At 40.0% G+C, this 16646-nt stretch carries 15 protein-coding genes and 1 tRNA gene; 7 read left to right on the forward strand and 9 right to left on the reverse strand.

What is annotated here, in order from left to right:
• The 6 genes from H7A25_02010 to H7A25_02035 all read right to left on the reverse strand — a co-directional run bounded on the left by H7A25_02010 (position 1) and on the right by H7A25_02035 (position 5976).
• Positions 1–1602: a methylcrotonoyl-CoA carboxylase gene (locus H7A25_02010; GenBank protein MCP5498651.1), complete on the reverse strand. Its 1602-nt coding sequence runs from the start codon at positions 1600–1602 to the stop codon at positions 1–3.
• Between the two features lies 1 nt (position 1603).
• Positions 1604–2467, reverse strand: coding sequence for an alpha/beta hydrolase (locus H7A25_02015; protein MCP5498652.1), 864 nt, complete (start codon positions 2465–2467; stop codon positions 1604–1606).
• A gap of 3 nt (positions 2468–2470) precedes the next feature.
• Complete coding sequence (locus H7A25_02020) at positions 2471–3508, reverse strand: glucose-1-phosphate thymidylyltransferase (protein MCP5498653.1); 1038 nt, start codon at positions 3506–3508, stop codon at positions 2471–2473.
• Positions 3509–3517: 9 nt separating this feature from the next.
• Positions 3518–4861: a phosphoglucosamine mutase gene (gene glmM / locus H7A25_02025; GenBank protein MCP5498654.1), complete on the reverse strand. Its 1344-nt coding sequence runs from the start codon at positions 4859–4861 to the stop codon at positions 3518–3520.
• A gap of 60 nt (positions 4862–4921) precedes the next feature.
• A tRNA-Val gene (locus tag H7A25_02030) sits at positions 4922–4997 on the reverse strand.
• Between the two features lie 79 nt (positions 4998–5076).
• Positions 5077–5976 (reverse strand): c-type cytochrome, encoded by a 900-nt coding sequence (locus tag H7A25_02035; GenBank protein ID MCP5498655.1) that lies wholly within the window; start codon positions 5974–5976, stop codon positions 5077–5079.
• Positions 5977–6303: 327 nt separating this feature from the next.
• On the opposite strand from H7A25_02035, the gene H7A25_02040 reads away from it, so the two are divergent.
• Positions 6304–6540: a hypothetical protein gene (locus tag H7A25_02040; protein ID MCP5498656.1), complete on the forward strand. Its 237-nt coding sequence runs from the start codon at positions 6304–6306 to the stop codon at positions 6538–6540.
• Positions 6541–6659: 119 nt separating this feature from the next.
• Positions 6660–6839: a hypothetical protein gene (locus tag H7A25_02045; protein ID MCP5498657.1), complete on the forward strand. Its 180-nt coding sequence runs from the start codon at positions 6660–6662 to the stop codon at positions 6837–6839.
• On the opposite strand, the gene H7A25_02050 is transcribed toward H7A25_02045, so the two are convergent.
• Together H7A25_02050 and H7A25_02055 are read right to left on the reverse strand one after the other, a co-directional pair.
• Positions 6804–7598, reverse strand: coding sequence for a transposase (locus H7A25_02050; GenBank protein ID MCP5498658.1), 795 nt, complete (start codon positions 7596–7598; stop codon positions 6804–6806). The two genes, H7A25_02045 and H7A25_02050, sit on opposite strands and share 36 nt — an antisense overlap.
• Positions 7586–8368, reverse strand: a complete 783-nt coding sequence (locus H7A25_02055) for a transposase (GenBank protein ID MCP5498659.1) — start codon at positions 8366–8368, stop codon at positions 7586–7588. The genes H7A25_02050 and H7A25_02055 overlap by 13 nt, the downstream gene beginning before the upstream one ends.
• A 341-nt stretch (positions 8369–8709) precedes the next feature.
• Between H7A25_02055 and H7A25_02060 the strand changes: the two genes are divergently transcribed.
• The gene (locus tag H7A25_02060) at positions 8710–10086 is read left to right on the forward strand and encodes an SUMF1/EgtB/PvdO family nonheme iron enzyme (GenBank protein MCP5498660.1); all 1377 of its coding nucleotides are present in this window, start codon (positions 8710–8712) and stop codon (positions 10084–10086) included.
• 100 nt (positions 10087–10186) lie between these two features.
• Here H7A25_02060 and H7A25_02065 read toward each other — a convergent pair whose 3' ends face one another.
• Positions 10187–10399 (reverse strand): hypothetical protein, encoded by a 213-nt coding sequence (locus tag H7A25_02065; GenBank protein ID MCP5498661.1) that lies wholly within the window; start codon positions 10397–10399, stop codon positions 10187–10189.
• Between the two features lie 146 nt (positions 10400–10545).
• On the opposite strand from H7A25_02065, the gene H7A25_02070 reads away from it, so the two are divergent.
• The 4 genes from H7A25_02070 (at position 10546) to H7A25_02085 (ending at position 16639) form a co-directional block, all read left to right on the forward strand.
• Positions 10546–11856 (forward strand): 3-hydroxyacyl-CoA dehydrogenase family protein, encoded by a 1311-nt coding sequence (locus H7A25_02070; protein ID MCP5498662.1) that lies wholly within the window; start codon positions 10546–10548, stop codon positions 11854–11856.
• A 22-nt stretch (positions 11857–11878) separates the two neighbouring features.
• Positions 11879–13144: a thiolase domain-containing protein gene (locus H7A25_02075; protein MCP5498663.1), complete on the forward strand. Its 1266-nt coding sequence runs from the start codon at positions 11879–11881 to the stop codon at positions 13142–13144.
• Entirely contained in the window at positions 13144–13575 is a 432-nt protein-coding gene (locus H7A25_02080) for a hypothetical protein (protein ID MCP5498664.1), read from the forward strand. The genes H7A25_02075 and H7A25_02080 overlap by 1 nt, the downstream gene beginning before the upstream one ends.
• A gap of 91 nt (positions 13576–13666) precedes the next feature.
• Positions 13667–16639: a SpoIIE family protein phosphatase gene (locus H7A25_02085; GenBank protein MCP5498665.1), complete on the forward strand. Its 2973-nt coding sequence runs from the start codon at positions 13667–13669 to the stop codon at positions 16637–16639.
• Positions 16640–16646 lie beyond the last annotated feature (7 nt).

The raw sequence follows: 16646 nt of genomic DNA on the forward strand, positions 1-16646 counted from the left end.
TTACATCCTGAATATTCCGGTTTTGGGTTCTTTTATTTTGGAGTAACGATTTAAGCTGAGGGCAATTCCCAGAACCTTTCTTGTGTCGGCGGGATCGATAATTCCATCATCCCAGAGACGGGCAGAACTATAAACCGAAGAAGATCTTCTTTCATAATCCTCCAGGATGGGTTTTTTGAACTGGAAAGCTTCTTCTTCCGTCATGCTTTCTCCTTTCTTGGCAAGCCTGTCCTGTTTTACAGTTAATAACACATTGGCTGCCTGCTCTCCCCCCATAACAGAAATCCTGGCGTTCGGCCACATCCAGAGAAAACGGGGGTTAAAACTTCTTCCGCACATCCCGTAGTTTCCGGCACCGTACGAGCCACCGATAATCACTGTATATTTGGGTACATTGGCTGTGGAAACCGCATGAACCATTTTGGCTCCATCTTTTGCAATCCCGGTATTCTCGTATTTTTTTCCGACCATAAAACCTGTAATATTCTGAAGGAATAAAAGCGGGATTTTCCTGTGGCAACAGAGTTCTATAAAATGAGTGGCCTTCAGAGCACTTTCCGAAAAAAGAACCCCGTTATTGGCGATAATCCCCAGTTCCTGCCCGTAGATGCGGGCAAAGCCCGTTATGATAGTAGTGGCATAGAGTTTTTTAAATTCCTGGAAACGTGAACCATCTACCAGCCTTGCAATGACTTCTCTTACATCGTAGGGCTTGCGGATGTCTTTATTAATGAGTCCGTAAATTTCCTCGGCAGGATACAGGGGCTCTTCAAATACCATTTCTTTTTTTGAAATTTTTATATTCAGGGTTTTTACAATATTTCTCGTGATTTTCAGGGCATCCGGATCATCTTCCGCATAATGATCGGTTACACCTGAAGTCCTGCAATGCACGTCGGCCCCTCCCAGCTCTTCAGCTGTAACCACTTCTCCGGTAGCCGCTTTTACAAGGGGAGGCCCCCCCAGGAAGATAGTACCATTGCCTTTTACAATGACAGACTCATCTGACATGGCGGGGATATAGGCTCCACCTGCCGTGCAGCTTCCCATAACAACGGCAATCTGGGGAATTCCTTCCGCTGACATGACCGCCTGGTTATAAAAAATTCGTCCGAAATGTTCCTTATCCGGGAAGACTTCATCCTGAAGGGGAAGAAAAGCTCCGCCGGAATCCACAAGATAAATACAGAGCAGGTGGTGTTGTAGGGCTACTTCCTGGGCACGCAGGTGTTTTTTTACGGTAAGTGGGTAATAGGTTCCGCCTTTTACCGTGGCATCATTGGCCACAATCATGCAATCGATTCCATGAACCAGACCTATACCGGTGATAATCCCAGCAGCCGGAACTTCGTCTCCATAGACTCCTTCCGCAGCAAAAGGAGAGAGTTCCAGAAAAGCGGTTCCCGGGTCAATCAGGTGACGAATTCTTTCTCTTGCGGTAAGCTTGTTCCGACTCTTATGCAGTCGGACATTTTCCTGCCCACCACCTTCCTTGATTTTTTCATAAAATTCCCGGATTTCCTGGACTTTTTTAGAAAGTTCCGTATAGTTTTCCTGGTAGGATTGAGAATCCGTGTCTATCTTCGAATGAATTATATCCATATTATGCTTTCCTGGAGAATTTATCTACCAGAACGGTTATCCGTTTGGCCAGTTCATCGGGGTGTTCTTCCATCAAAAGGTGTTTTCCTTCTATATAATTTGTAAAACCGAGGCGTAGTTTTTCCTTGATATATTCAGCCTGGGCAACGCTAAACGAGGGTTTCTCTTTTCCCCAGATAACCTGCCTGCCTCCTATCATTTTTTGTAAGCCCGATTCCATGTCTCTCTGTGCATACAGGGTTCTATCTACACACTGACACATTTTTAAGAAGTTATTTTTCTTATTCCCTTCCAGAAGAAGATGGGCATAGTCCGAAGCCAGTTCTTCTCCAATTTTACAATCTTTGGATACAAGTTTAGTATTATAGATGGTCTTTAAAAAAGAAGAGGATAGAAAGAAAGAAAACAGGTTTCCTAAAAAACGAACACTGAGTATATTTAAAGGAAAATAAAAACTTAACTTTTTCAGGTTCAAAAAGGAAGAGAGAACGGTTATCGTTTTCACCTTTTCCGGGTGTTCGTTGATCAGTAAAAACGAAATCGGGCCACCATAGTCATGAGCGACTATATGAACCGGCCCTTCTGTAATTTTTGAAAGAAATTTATATAAGAACTTTGCCAGCATCCGATGGGAATAAACTTCTCCGGTTTCCTCAGAAAAACCTATACCGGGAAGATCAGGGGCTATGACACGAAAATTTTGAGAGAGTATCGGGATAATTTTACGAAAAGAATAAGAAGTAGAAAAAAAACCATGAAGCAGAAGAACAATTTCCCCTTTGCCCTTGTCGATGGTAAAGATGTTGGTACCATCCACATTAACAAACTTACCTTCCCGGAAAAATTGGTTTAATTCTTCTGTCATCTCTCAGGACTCGTATAAATTCTTTAAAAGTATTTCGGCTTCTTCGCTTAAAGTGAAATCTCTTCTGGCCATTACCTTTTTTGTATTTTCTAAAAAGTAATCCAGGCGATAACGATTGTCTTTTTGTAACCAGCTAAAAGGAGGCATATAACCGGAAAAACCCGGGCCTACAAGATTACAGGCTATGTCTACCACAGAACCTGTGTTTAACATGGTTCCGATTCCTATTTTAGAAAAATCACCGATAATAGAACCAAACTTGATGGTTTCTGTATTGATCTGTTCTTCTCCGATTTTTATCCTGATAAAACCATAATTATTTTTCAAATCGGAGGTGGTGGCCAGAGCACCTATGTTCACCCAGGAACCGAGGAAAGAATGCCCCAAAAAACCCTCATGGTGTTTATTAGAAAAGTTTCCAATCATAGAGTTTTCAACTTCTCCACCAATTCTACAGGTATGTCCGATAATACAGCCCCCGGTAATTCTTGCATTATCGATCATGGAATTTTCTCCAATGTACAGAGGGCCTTCTAAAAAGGAAAAGGGAGTGATTCTTACATGACGGTCTATTACAATAGGACCGGAGCTTACATCAAATACAACACCGGGGTAAATATTAGCTGAAGGATGAATATATAATTGCTTCTTCTTGCCTATGACAGAAAACTCTTCCAGTTTTACTTTAAACTTGCTTCTCCATTTTTTTAGTTCTTTGTGCAGGGAAATATCCGTATCTATACGACCCGGAATTTCGGTTAAAAGGTTCCAGGGAGTTTCTGTTTCCGGTTTAAAAATCAGGTCGACGTTTTCTTCTGCATGGGCAAAGCCATCCGGGTTTCGTTTTAAAAAAAGAGCTGTGAATAAGGGGTTTTGATGCTTATAATAAATCTTTGCATGGGGATATTCCAGCCTGCATCTCTCGACAAGGTTAAAAATACCGGTTTTCTGCTCGGAAAAGGAACGATAACGGGTATTAACCTGCATAGAAACAGGAATTTGAGATTCATCAATAAGTATTCTCTGGATTTTATCTTTCATTTTTCCTTTTCACAGGCTCCCTATAGCTCTTTTCGAACTAAGTAGCAGGTTTTTCAAATCCTTTTTTGTTCTGGCTTCTGCAATCAAACGAATAATTGGTTCTGTATTAGAAGGTCGTATATGCACCCAGGAATCAGCCGATTCGAGATGAATTCCATCTCTTTCGTCAAGATGATAACCCGGAAAACTCTCCAGCAGGCGGCTTTTTCCATCGACCAGGTTGATATTACCGAGGGGAAAGGCTTCCTTGTGCATGTGAATTTCGGGAAGTTTGGAGAGAGCGGAATCAATAGTTAATTTTTCTCTGCTCAGATAATTTAAGATATGAGCAATACCGGAAAGAGAGTCTCTACCAAAAGAGTTTATCTCCGGGTCAATGACTCCGCCGTTCCCTTCTCCACCAAAAAACGCTTTGCTCTGAATCATTTCTTCTACTACATTCGCCTCTCCAACCTTTGAACGTATCAACTTTTTGTTGTATTTTTCCAAAACGGAAGCTGAAACAAAACTGGTAGATAGATTGACCACTACATTCTTCTGCTTAAAGTTATACGGACTCAGAGATTGAATCGCAAGAGGAAGGGTGTATTCTTCAAGAATCGCTCCTTTCTGCGGGCTCAAGATCACAAGCCTATCCGCATCCGGATCAAGAGCAAAGCCTATATCTGCACCACAGGATTTCATCAGTATAGCTGTTTTTTTAAGAGCGGAGGGAGTAGGTTCCGGTGGTCTCGGAAAGGAACCATCGGGCCGACAGTTTGTTTCAATAACGGTACAACCCAGTCTTCGGAGAAGTGCCGGTACGGCAAAACTTCCTCCTCCATTCACCGCATCTACTAAGACAGTAAATTTCCTTTTTCGAACCTGCTTCTCGTCTATACGTTTTAAGACAGAATTCAGGTGAAGTTCGAAATAGATTTCAGAGGCTTCTTCTAATTGAGAACCGGGTTTAAATAAGGGTTCAGGAAGTTCATCTCTCTCGTAAAAAGACATAAGCAGATCGTTCTGCTCTTTATTAAAGAAGAAGCCGTTCTTTCCTATGAGTTTAAAAGCGTTCCACTCTATCGGGTTGTGAGAGGCAGAAATCATAATGCCTCCCCCGCTTTTGCTTGCATTCACCACAGCCTTGACTGTGGGAGTCGTTGTAATACCTAAAGAAATGACATCTTTTCCGGTTCCTAAAAGCACTCCTTTCACCAGTGATTCAAAAAATTGTCCACTCGGTCTTGAGTCTCTACCTATAACTATCTTCTTAGAAGGAATACTGGCAGAAAAAGCCCTGGTGAATCGGATAATATTCTCGAAATTTAAACCGGAAGGAATTTTGCCCCTGATACCGGAAACCGAAATCATTAAGTTTTTATCGGTTTGTTTTTGGGAGCTTTGCATGAATTTTCCTGAGGGAAAAAAGGATGGTGGGCGATGACAGGATCGAACTGCCGACCCTCTGCTTGTAAGGCAGATGCTCTCCCAGCTGAGCTAATCGCCCATCCTGCTTACCAATTATTATTATAGAGAATAATTGTCCAGTAATATTTACAAAAAAACTTCTTCTATTTTCTTAAAAATTATTTTCGGATACTTTCTTTTTTTGCCGGAATTTCTTTCACGAAGAGCCAGAGGGCTTTTAGTTCGGTTTCTGTCATCTGGGAAAAATTATTATAGGGCATGAAAGGATTCAGCTCATTCCCATCCGGTCGCTTGCCTTTTGTCATAGCTGTAATAAAATCGGCTTCTGTATATTTACCGATTCCTTTTTCTTTATCACTCGTGATATTGGAAGCAGCCGGAAAACTGGGAGGAACGCCCGGAATTGGTCCTCCGGAAAAATCCGAACCATGACAACCCTTGCAGGTGTTAGCGATGTATTCCCCGTAATTTTTGCTTACTTCCGGAACAATTCCTTTTACCGGTTTTTTGTTGTGATCGATTAGCTCAGCAGCGAGTTTTAGCTCCCCATTGAATAGAAGAAGACTTGTGATCGGGCCATAGCTACTGGGCAGGGTTTCTCTATCTACAGAAGCTGCGGAAGTGATGTAGGCTGTGAGATCGGAAAGTTCTTCGGCACTTAAGCCCGTATACTCTTCGGAAGGCATCCATTTCAGGGGAAATCCATCTCGACTTACTCCGTTATGAATGGCGCGAATAATGTCTTCATCCTTTAATTGTCCGCCGGTGCCACCTTTTCCTTTGGTAAGGTTGGTTCCAAAAAGTACTCCTGCCGGAAGAGCATCAATTACCTTTTTTCCACCGAGATCTGTTCCATGACAGTCCGCACAGCCTCTGGCGCGAAAGAGTCGCTTCCCATTTTGAAGGGCTTCTTCTGTCCTGTTTATGGCTACCTCTGAATTAGATACTGTGTACTTTTTTGCAAACCGTTGATTCAGCGAATGATTGACAAAGAAGACAAAAACAGCGAGTCCCACTATCAGCAAACCAAGGAAACCTAATATTCTTTTTTTTATCATATATAACCTTTTTATTTATTCTGATTCTAAGAAATAAATTAAAGATATTCGGTCAACCCAAATTTATTTCCAATAAGCTATTACTCTAATCAAGGAGAAGAGATTAAATCAGGCATATATTGTCATTCATGAGTCCTGTAATACATACTATTTGTATTTATAAAGTTTTCATATATTATTCTTTGATAATGTATTGCACAGGTTATTTCCACCGTGCCTTATTCTTTTCTGTATTTACTTCCCCTAAATCAAGCAAAAAAAGAAGATAAAGAATTTAGAATATTCGTTTTTTTGAAGTTTCTTTTTAAAATATCCATTACTTCCTGTATGATTAAATTACCGGAAGTATACAGCTTTTATGCAGAGCTAATATTACCAGGTAGTATAGTATACCTTCATCGATGCCTGCTGGAAGGCCTGCTCGTTCGGGAGCAAGCAAACATGGGGGCGACGCAAGTAATTACATACTCCTGCATCTTTCAGCCGGACGCTGAACCATCCGGCCGGGAAAACGCTTTATATCTCATTGCAAGCTTTTTACCTATCACCCGGCCTCTTTCCTAATTCGCTTGCGCAGGAAAGGAGATGAGAGTTAGGAGGACTTTAGTCAAAAAAGTAGAACTTTCTAATATGCTAAATTCTACCAACAACAACTTGTTTAAAGAATATATGGTTAAGGTCAAATGTTCGATCTTGGAAGTAAAGAAGCTCTGACAAAAGAAGAAGAGGAGGAGGAGGAGGAGGAGGAGGAGGAGCTTTTTCAGGAAGCCCGAAAAGAGAGCTTGTCCCACATACCGTTAGAGTTCAAACGGAACATATATAAGATATTATGCAGCTACTTTTTTGTCAAGCTGTTGTTCTAAAAAGTCAGCTAAAAATATATTAATTTTATTAACTCCATTTATCTTGCGAAACCTTTTCTCTTGATAAAGCAAATTAACAGATACCCATCTTGAAATCATATCTGTTCCCAGATTCCATTTCTTGACTCTTTTCATTAACGATTTGGGGCCACTGAAACCAGATTCAATTGTATTCGTTGTTAAAAATGTTTTACGCATTTCCACAGGCATTCGTATTTTATGAATAGTTAATAGATCATATTCTGCTTCTTTTAAACTGTTTGAAGCAGAATAACTTATTCGACTTAGCCAGGTTTCAAAACCCAGGTATTCTTCTTTAGCATCACTATATTCATTGCAAGAAAAGATTCTTCGATAACGAAGCTTACATTCCTCATGGTGTTTCTCTGGAAGCTTTGCGAGTAAGTTCCAGAGCTTGTGATTGGTACATCTCTGGATAACTGCACTATCTCCAAATTGTTCTTTTATGGCTTTCTTTAAAGAGCCTGAACCATCCAAAATAAAAATCACTTTATCTGTAAATTTCAGACCCCTCTCCCGGAAAGACACTAAAAGTTCTTTTGTAATTTCATAGTTCTCCGTAGAACCCTCTGAAAATCCAAGGAAATGCTTGTTTCCTTCAATATCAACTCCAAGAGCTGTTACTATAGATTGACCTCCCACATTAGTTCCGTCTATGAATACTGCAAAGAATTTATGATTTTCAAATTTTCTGTTCTTAAACTCATCAAGCTTTTTTCTCGATTCTAATTGGTACATCTCTGGATAACTGCACTATCTCCAAATTGTTCTTTTATGGCTTTCTTTAAAGAGCCTGAACCATCCAAAATAAAAATCACTTTATCTGTAAATTTCAGACCCCTCTCCCGGAAAGACACTAAAAGTTCTTTTGTAATTTCATAGTTCTCCGTAGAACCCTCTGAAAATCCAAGGAAATGCTTGTTTCCTTCAATATCAACTCCAAGAGCTGTTACTATAGATTGACCTCCCACATTAGTTCCGTCTATGAATACTGCAAAGAATTTATGATTTTCAAATTTTCTGTTCTTAAACTCATCAAGCTTTTTTCTCGATTCTAAAATGAATTGTCTCGAAACAGAGCTTTTGGATAAACCAGCATCTTCTGATAACTTCTCAATTACCTCTTCATACTTCCGAGAACTAACACCTGCTGATAAGACATTTAATATTCTATCTGAAATATTATCCATCTTTCTGAGATTTTTATAACTCTTTAATGGAAGCTCTTCATTTCCTTTGCGAACTCGTGGTTTTCGTAAAGGAACTTTCTGTCCCTGGATATAGATACTACCATTTTCGCTTCCGCCTCTGTGGCATAAATCATTCTTCTTATGAGAAAAAACTTTCCCACATAACTCTTCCACTTCCAATTGAATAAACTGTTGAATGATTTCTATACTGGCTTTCTGAAGCAGGCTTAAAAGCTCATTATGGGCTATTTTACGAAAGGCTTCCAGAGGTAAAATTTCCTCTTGACTGGAATGATGGCTGGTTTTATTCTTCTTCATGCGGAACTCTCCTGTTGATTTTTTTTGCCAAAACTATTTTCTGGCGAGTTCCGTTTTTGTAAACCCTAACGATTCAGGGGACTAACTCCGAAAAGATCCTAAATTGCTGGACAATTTGAAAGGTTTTATTAAAACATTAAAAGAGAAGTATCAATAATCACCTTCAGCTTATTGGCTAAAAATATTATATTAAAGGAAGAGAGTCAGGATGGCAATCCCTGATTATCAAGCCCTAATGTTACCTTTGCTAAAGGCTATTTCCGATAAGAAAGTCTATATAGGTTTAGAGAGTTGATTGATATTCTTGCAAATAAATTCTCCATAAGAAAAGGATTGTATTCATGAAAATTATATTTCTAATATTTACTCTTACACTGACTACATGCCAGACTGTGGTGGGTGTGGGAAAGGTAAAGGCCTACTCCGAGTTAGCCAAGAAGCTCGGCAGGGTAACAAAGCTGGAACGGGTGATTGTTACGGGAAAGGTGACCGAAAAGCAGGGTTTACGCATTCGGGAGAAACCCACAACCTCTTCAAAGCAACTGGGCATCATTCCTGTAGATGGGGCAGTAAGAATCACAAGCCTCGAAGGTCCGGAAGAGACGATATACGGTATCACTTCCCGCTGGTATGAGCTGGTCTATGAAGGTCAGGCTGGCTGGGCCTTCGGGGGTTTTATCAGCTACGAGAAGACAAAGGTGACGAAGTATGTTGAGAAGAAAACTGATGGAGAAGAAATCGACAAGAACTTCGGACTGAAGCTCAGAAAGAAAGCAGGACGTTCAAGTGAAACATTAGGCCATATTGCCTTTGGAGAGAAGCTGGAAGTATTGGATGATACAACAGGTCTTCAGGAAACTATCTACGACATTCCGGGTAGGTGGTTGAAAGTTCGTTACGGAGAGAAAGTTGGCTGGGTCTTCGGTGGACTGGTGGAGTATGAGAAAGAAAAGAAAGAAGAAAAGGCTGAGTCCCGAAAAACATTCACCAACTCTTCGGGCATAGAATTTGTCCTGATCCCTGCCGGAGAATTCAGTATGGGTTGCAGTCCTGGAGATGAAAAGTGTCACGAAAATGAGAAGCCTTTGCATAAGGTAAAAATTACAAAGCCCTTCTATATGGGGAAATTTGAAGTGACCCAGAAACAATGGAGAGATATCATGGGTAAAAATAAATTAAATACCTGTGGAGATAACTGTCCAGTACAAACAGTGAGTTGGCCTGAGGTTCAGGAGTTTATTAAAAAGCTAAATGAGCAAGTAATGAATGGTCACGACCATTCATTACAGGGATACAGGTATCGACTGCCCACTGAAGCAGAGTGGGAATATGCTGCGAGAGCAGGAACTACCACACGGTATTATTTTGGAAAGGATGCTTCCACATTAGGGGATTATGCCTGGTATCGAAATAATTCAGGAAGAAAAATTCATCCGGTAGGAATGAAAAAGCCCAATGCTTTCGAACTGTATGATATGATTGGGAATGTCTGGGAGTGGGTGGAGGATACGTATGATAAGGATTACTACTCTAAATCCCCTGAAAAAGATCCGAAAAACGAAAAGAAGGCTCCTTATCGCGTATTTCGGGGTGGTGGCTCGAACTATGGTCTGGAGCGTTGCCGCGTTTCAGATCGTTACTACTGGATACCTGATTATTATAGTATCGATGTTGGCTTTCGCTTAGTTCTTTCCTTAAGAGAGAGGATAGCTCAGTAGTGGTAGGATAGCAAGCACAAGCCACAGGAAAGGGGGAATAGAGAAATGGGCAATGGATAAATCTATGAAGTTTTGCTGGCGAGGGATGCTAAAAAATATCTTAGGTTCTCTCAATATTTGCCAGAACTTTTTCCCTTTCTTCTTCCGTTAAAGAACTCCGGAAAAACCAGAAAAAAAGCCCTTTTCGAATTTCATTTCGACTTAAAGCCAGTTCCTCCGGAATATTGCCCGTTTTACCGACTTTGGTACCCAATAAAAATCGTTCTCCTCCATTGAGAGCTATAAATTCTTCTTTTAATGTTTTATTTTCCATTGTATTTCCCTTCGAATTTATTATAGTTCTAAAAAAGGAGACTCCTAAAATACGATATTTCTCAGCTTTATTTTCGAAAAAATCTCTTTTCAAATAGCACGAATTTTATTTTTTGAGTAATAGAATTATAGAATGGAAAACAGGCTATGAGAGAAATTAAAACAGTAACCATTATCGGTGCAAATGGTTCTATGGGTGCAGGTAGTGCCGGAGTTATTGCATCCTTCGGAGAAGCAAAAGTTTACATGCTTGCCCGCAGTGTAGAAAAAGCAAAAGAAGGGATTGCAAAAGCAATCAGTTCAGTAAGGACAGACACAATTGAAGCGAGGATGATTCCCGGAACAATTGAAGATGACCTAGAAAAAGCAGTGGCCGAGTCTGACTGGGTTTTTGAACTTGTGGCGGAAAGCTATGAAGCCAAAGAACCTCTAAATAAGAGGATTGCAAAAGTTAGAAAACCGGGAACCATAGTTTCAACTGTTTCTTCGGGACTCTCAATTGCTCGTCTATCAAAGAGCTTTGACGAAGATGGACAAAAGCACTATTATGGAACCCACTTCTTCAACCCACCTTATAAAATGATTCTTTGTGAATTAGTAACCCACCCCGGTAATGACCCGGAAGTTACCAAACAATTAGGTGCTTACCTTGATGATACCCTGAAAAGGGCTGTTGTTTATACAAATGACACTCCTGCTTTTGCCGGAAACCGTATTGGTTTTCAGCTGATGAACGAGGTAGCCATTTTTGCAGAAAAACACCAGGATAAAGGTGGAATAGCCCTGATGGACGAAATTATGGGTGGCTTTACAGGTAGAGCTATGCCTCCTCTGGCAACTGTTAATTTCGTAGGTCTCGATATTCATAAAGCTATTGTAGATAATATCTATGCCAATACAAACGATAGTGCTAAAGAAACCTTCAAACTTCCCGGATATATTCAAAAATTAATAGACGAAGGTAAATTAGGAAGTAAAACCGGGGGTGGTTTATATAAGTCCTTAAAAACTCCGGACGGAAAACGTTCTCTGATGGTTTACAACATAGCTACAGGGGAATACGAACCCAGACCAGCATTTAATATTCCTTTTGTAAAAGAAGCTCAGTCTAAAATCCAAAGTTCTGATTACAGCGGAGCTATGGAAACCATCAAAAAAGCCAGTGGCATAGAAGCTGAACTTTGCCGTTATTTTATTGCCCGTTACATCAGCTATTCTCTCTCCATAGTAGGTGAAGTGGTAGAAAATAAAGAGAATGGAGATGCGGCTATGGGATTTGGTTTTAACTGGGTGCCGGCCTCGGCTTTTGTAGATTTCTTAGGTGGTGTAGAAGAAACAAAAACCTTCTTAACCAATGCCGGAATTGAAATTCCGCCGGTTCTGGCTGATGCCAAGAAGAAGAAATCTTTTTACGAACTCCAGGATAAACTGGATGCAAGAAGCCTTTTCAGGGCGTAAGTCTAAATGAGTGCAGGAGTAAATCATGAGTAAAGTATATGTATTAGGCGGCGAACAGACTGATTTCCAGAGAAACTGGAGTAAAGAAGGCAAGACCTTTATGTCTATGATGAGAGAAGTAATGTATGACTCTCTCGAAAAAGTAGGCATCGATTTTGAAGAAATTAAAAAATTAAATAAAGAAAACCGTGTAGCTGTTTTCGTAGGTAACTTCGATGCAGAACAGTACGCAAACCAGGGACATCTTGGAGCCTTTTTAACAGAAGTTCACCCTGCATTTTACGGAGTTCCGGGTGGTCGTTTTGAAGCAGCCTGTGCTTCCGGTTCTATAGCCCTCGATGCAGCCGCTACTAAAATCCGTGCTGAAGAATACGATGTAGCAATTGTCGTCGGCATTGAAGTTATGAAAACGGTCAATTCCGCTGTAGGTGGGGATTTTCTCGGAACAGCTGCCTACTATGAAAAAGAAGCCAAGGGAGTGGAATTTCCCTTCCCGAAACTTTTCGGAAAACTGGCTGACGTCCTTTTAGAAAGATATAAATTAGAAGAAAACCGCTTTATGGATGCACTGGCAGAAATCTCAAGAATTAACTATGATAATGCCAAAAGAAACCCAAAAGCTCAAACCAGAACCTGGTTTATGAACAAAGAACATGCAGTGCAGAGAGGTGGCCCTAACAATATGTCCGTCGGGGGAAGACTTTGCATTACCGACTGTTCTCAGGTAACAGACGGTGCGGCTGTTGTGGTTCTCGCTTCTAAAGATTATACGAAAGATTATGCCAAAAAAAGAGATCTGAAAGTAGATGATATTCCTACCATGAAAGGCTGGGGACACAGAGTTGCTCCGATTACTTTCGAAGCCAAGGTTGCTGAGTCAGAAGGGGACAAGTATGTACTACCCTGGACCCGCAGAACTGTAAAAGATGCCTACAAGCGTGCTGACCTCGATGTAAAAGATATAGATGTTTTTGAAACTCATGACTGTTTTACTTCGAGCGAATACGCTGCAATTTCTGCTTTCGGCATTACCGAACCCGGAAAGGAACACGAAGCCATTGAAGACGGAACGATTGATTTTAAAGGTAAAAAACCGATTAATCCGAGCGGTGGTCTTATTGGTGCCGGACACCCGGTAGGAGCCAGCGGAGTCAGGATGATGCTCGATATTTACAAGCAGGTAACCGGAACAGCCGGGGACTACCAGGTGAAAGGAGCCAAAAACGGCCTGATGCTGAATATTGGTGGCTCAGCTACAACTAATATGGTGTTTATCGTAGGTAGATAGTGGAAAACGAATCCCGGAGTAACGCTATTCATGTGTATTTAGTCCGTTTTGCGGTAATTTTTGTATTATGGGAAGTCATTGCCTTCCCATTACGGCTGCTCTTTTTTTCAGCAGATACAAATACTGCAAATGAACTCATGACCCGTTTCCTTCCGGGATTTTTTTGGACCGGCATTTTTACTGCTGATATAATTTCCGTTGCTTTTATTGGGGTCCTTTGTGATCTTCTACGTCCTGTTGTTCCGAGAGGAATCTATGGAGGTCTTACCCTCGGTTTTTTATTTTCTGTCAGTGCTTACTCAGGCCTGGTGGTTATGCTTATCAGCTTGAATATTTTACCCGTTTTTATAATTTTAAAACTGGGAGCCTATCTATTTCTTCAAAGTTTAATTCTCTGCACGGCTTATTTTATCCAGGATTTCATTTCCTGAATACTTTCTCAAAAACCTAAAAATTTACTAAAAAATTTATTGTTTCTTGTACAAGAGATTGTATACTGTTTGCGGTTTACAAGGAACATTTATGGATTGGTTTTTGCTCTCTTACTATTCAATCGGTGTATTTGCCTGTTTTTTAATCAGCTTCATTATGTCTATATTTCTCGGCACCAGAAGAGGAGCATCCGATACTACGAAATGGCTGGCAGGCCTTTTTTTAGGTTTTACCGGAATGTTCTTCGGATATTTCATGGCCTACTCCACCTTTCATGAATTAGGAGCTTATCATAGATATCTAACAACCCTGGTAATCATAGGAAATGCCAGTTTTGTAGGCTTTTCTTATAATTTTCCAAGAAATGAGAATCCCAGGGAATTTAAATATATCACCGGTCTGGCCTTTATCATAGCAATAACTACTTATATTATTTTCTTTTATCAGAATCTAAATATAGAAAAATTTTACGATTTCGAAGCCCATCATTACAATTTTGATGCCGGAAAAATTATGGCTGTCTTTATCTTATTAGAATTTATACTATCTTTGAATATTCTAATTCGCAAAACCATTCGTTATTCCGAGTATCACGGAAAACTCAAAAATAAATTTCTAATCGGAGTATATAAATTCTTCTTTCCTAAGGGCAAGGATGCGGAAGCTACCAAGAGTTATACGAAAGCTTTATTCTTATTAATCGGTATTGGAATTATCAATAGTCTTCATAAAACCGGGGTTATCACCTACGACCAGTATGCATTTTTGTATGCTACAGGCTCTCTCCTTGTCAGTTTTTATATTGTTCTTACTTATTTGAACAACTCACCGGAACCTACCAGCTTCATGGTAAAGCTTCTCGGAATCACCCTAGTAACCCTTCTTCTGGTTATGGGTTTTGTAGGTAAAATTGCTCTTGAAGTAAACGAGTCCGATTATGACAACCAGAGGATTACAGAGGTTAAAAACGCCAGGGAGCATATCTTAAAAAAAGAGTTTGAGGTATTACCGGAAGGCATCCAATATGTTCTATCCCGGCCCTTAGAAGGAGGAGTTTTTCAGGATAAATATGAACTCCTGTTTTCAAGACAGAATGAATACAAGCTTAGCCTGGAAGAAATCTATAAGGCTGAAGCTACAGATAAAGAAAGAGAATTCGAAGCACAAAAGCAAAAGATCCATAAAAAATTTTCCGGTATGAGTGAAGACGAACTCAAGCGTCTGGCTTTGGAGCAAATCAACCTGAGAAAGTTTGAATCCTATAAACGGGGATACCGAAATGCCGGTAAACTTTTTACACACTTCTTGTTTATCCATGATAATACTCTGTACGAAGTTGGATACAGCTATTATGAATACAGACAGCATACCGATAGAACAGCAAGAAAAGTATGGTATATTATTATCTTTGCCAGTATTGTTACCCTGATTACCTTTCCCCGCTTTTTCCGCACCAGTCTCGTGGAACCTCTTGATAATCTTTTAGAAGGTGTAAGAAAAGTAAACCACGGTAATCTGGAACTCGAAGTTCCTATAAAAAGTCACGATGAAATTGGTTTCCTGGCTACTTCTTTTAACTCGATGGTGGTTTCGATTCGGGATGCTAGAAGAGAATTACAGGACTATGCAGATAATCTTGAACATAAGGTTCAGGATAGAACCAGGGAAGTCCAGGATAAAATGGAAGAAGTACATAAGCTAAAGGTTCAGCAGGATGGAGATTATTTTCTAACGTCTTTATTAGCAAAACCTTTATTTTATAACGCCAATAAATCAGGTTTTGTAAAAACGGATTTTATTATTCATCAGAAAAAGCAATTCGAATTTCGAAATCGAAAATCGGAATTAGGTGGTGATATCTGTTTAACCGGTAATCTTCGACTCGGTAAAAAAGAGTCTTATAAGCGATACACAGTAGCTATCAATGGAGATGCAATGGGGAAATCCATGCAGGGTGCCGGGGGTTCTCTGGTTATGGGAGTAGTCATGAATTCTATCCTTGCCCGCTCTGCCGCCAATGATAGGATTTTAGACTTAAGCCCGGCTGAATGGCTAAGCAAAACCTATCAGGAAGTTCATTCTGTCTTTAAATCTTTCAACGGAACTATGGTCATCTCTGCTGTATTTTTTGTTGTAGATGACGAAACAGGAGATTGCTGGTATTTTAACGCAGAACACCCTTTTACTGTTTTATTTCGAGATGGTAAAGCCTCCTTTATTGAAAATGATTTGAAGTTAAGAAAGTTAGGTCTGGATTCGGAAATCGAATTTCAAGTATATGATTTTCGAATGAAGCCGGGTGATGTACTGATTCTCGGTTCGGACGGCAGAGACGATATAAACCTGAGTCCAAACCAACCTTTTAAAACTTTAAATGAAGATGAATTTTTATTCTTAAGGCATGTGGAAAAGGGCAATGGAATCCTCGAAGAAATTGTGGCTTCTATTGAAAATACGGGTGAATTAACCGATGACCTTTCCTTATTAAGAATTGGCTTCAAAGAAGGTATACTGGAAGAAGAATCTTTCGAACTTAACTCACTCAATACAAACACAGCTTTAGAGAACATATACCATAATATTTCCGAGAGTGAAGAAATTACAAAATCCAAAGTATTGGAGAAAGTGTATAAAGAAGCCAAGGAAAAATATGAATCCGGTGAAATAGAACGATCTATAGAAATTTTGAGAGAAAACTATCATAACGGGAATTCCAGTAAAAAAATTGCAAGACTTCTTGGACTTTTATACTTTAAAAATAAACAATATAAAGAAGCAGCCAATCTGCTCAGTGAATACCTTGAACAGGATTCCGAACAGGCAGATCTATGGTACTACCTTTCCGTTTCTCAAAAAAGAATTGGCGAGCTGGCAATGTCGATCAATTCATCCAGGTTCTTATACGACATGAAACCGGATCATCTACCTAACCTCTTAAGTCTTTCGTTTCTTCTCTTTGAAATTGGAGAAACTCGTGAAGCGAGGCAATTTGCAGAAGAAGCTCTTTCCTACAAACCCGGCGTTGCCCAGGTGAAAAAGCTGGAGAAAATTTTAAATTCATAAGAGCCTG

Source organism: Leptospiraceae bacterium (assembly GCA_024233835.1).
In the GTDB taxonomy this organism is placed as follows: Bacteria; Spirochaetota; Leptospiria; order Leptospirales; family Leptospiraceae; genus JACKPC01.

Excerpts from the sequence above, each read along its gene's own strand:
- H7A25_02020 (MCP5498653.1), bottom strand. The coding sequence starts at position 3,508 with ATGAAAGATAAAATCCAGAGAATACTTATTGATGAATCTCAAATTCCT.
- H7A25_02015 (MCP5498652.1), bottom strand. The coding sequence starts at position 2,467 with ATGACAGAAGAATTAAACCAATTTTTCCGGGAAGGTAAGTTTGTTAAT.
- H7A25_02045 (MCP5498657.1), top strand. The coding sequence starts at position 6,660 with ATGTTCGATCTTGGAAGTAAAGAAGCTCTGACAAAAGAAGAAGAGGAG.
- glmM (MCP5498654.1), bottom strand. The coding sequence starts at position 4,861 with ATGATTTCGGTTTCCGGTATCAGGGGCAAAATTCCTTCCGGTTTAAAT.
- H7A25_02070 (MCP5498662.1), top strand. The coding sequence starts at position 10,546 with ATGAGAGAAATTAAAACAGTAACCATTATCGGTGCAAATGGTTCTATG.
- H7A25_02050 (MCP5498658.1), bottom strand. The coding sequence starts at position 7,598 with ATGTACCAATTAGAATCGAGAAAAAAGCTTGATGAGTTTAAGAACAGA.
- H7A25_02085 (MCP5498665.1), top strand. The coding sequence starts at position 13,667 with ATGGATTGGTTTTTGCTCTCTTACTATTCAATCGGTGTATTTGCCTGT.
- H7A25_02055 (MCP5498659.1), bottom strand. The coding sequence starts at position 8,368 with ATGAAGAAGAATAAAACCAGCCATCATTCCAGTCAAGAGGAAATTTTA.
- H7A25_02060 (MCP5498660.1), top strand. The coding sequence starts at position 8,710 with ATGAAAATTATATTTCTAATATTTACTCTTACACTGACTACATGCCAG.
- H7A25_02065 (MCP5498661.1), bottom strand. The coding sequence starts at position 10,399 with ATGGAAAATAAAACATTAAAAGAAGAATTTATAGCTCTCAATGGAGGA.
- H7A25_02035 (MCP5498655.1), bottom strand. The coding sequence starts at position 5,976 with ATGATAAAAAAAAGAATATTAGGTTTCCTTGGTTTGCTGATAGTGGGA.
- H7A25_02010 (MCP5498651.1), bottom strand. The coding sequence starts at position 1,602 with ATGGATATAATTCATTCGAAGATAGACACGGATTCTCAATCCTACCAG.
- H7A25_02040 (MCP5498656.1), top strand. The coding sequence starts at position 6,304 with ATGATTAAATTACCGGAAGTATACAGCTTTTATGCAGAGCTAATATTA.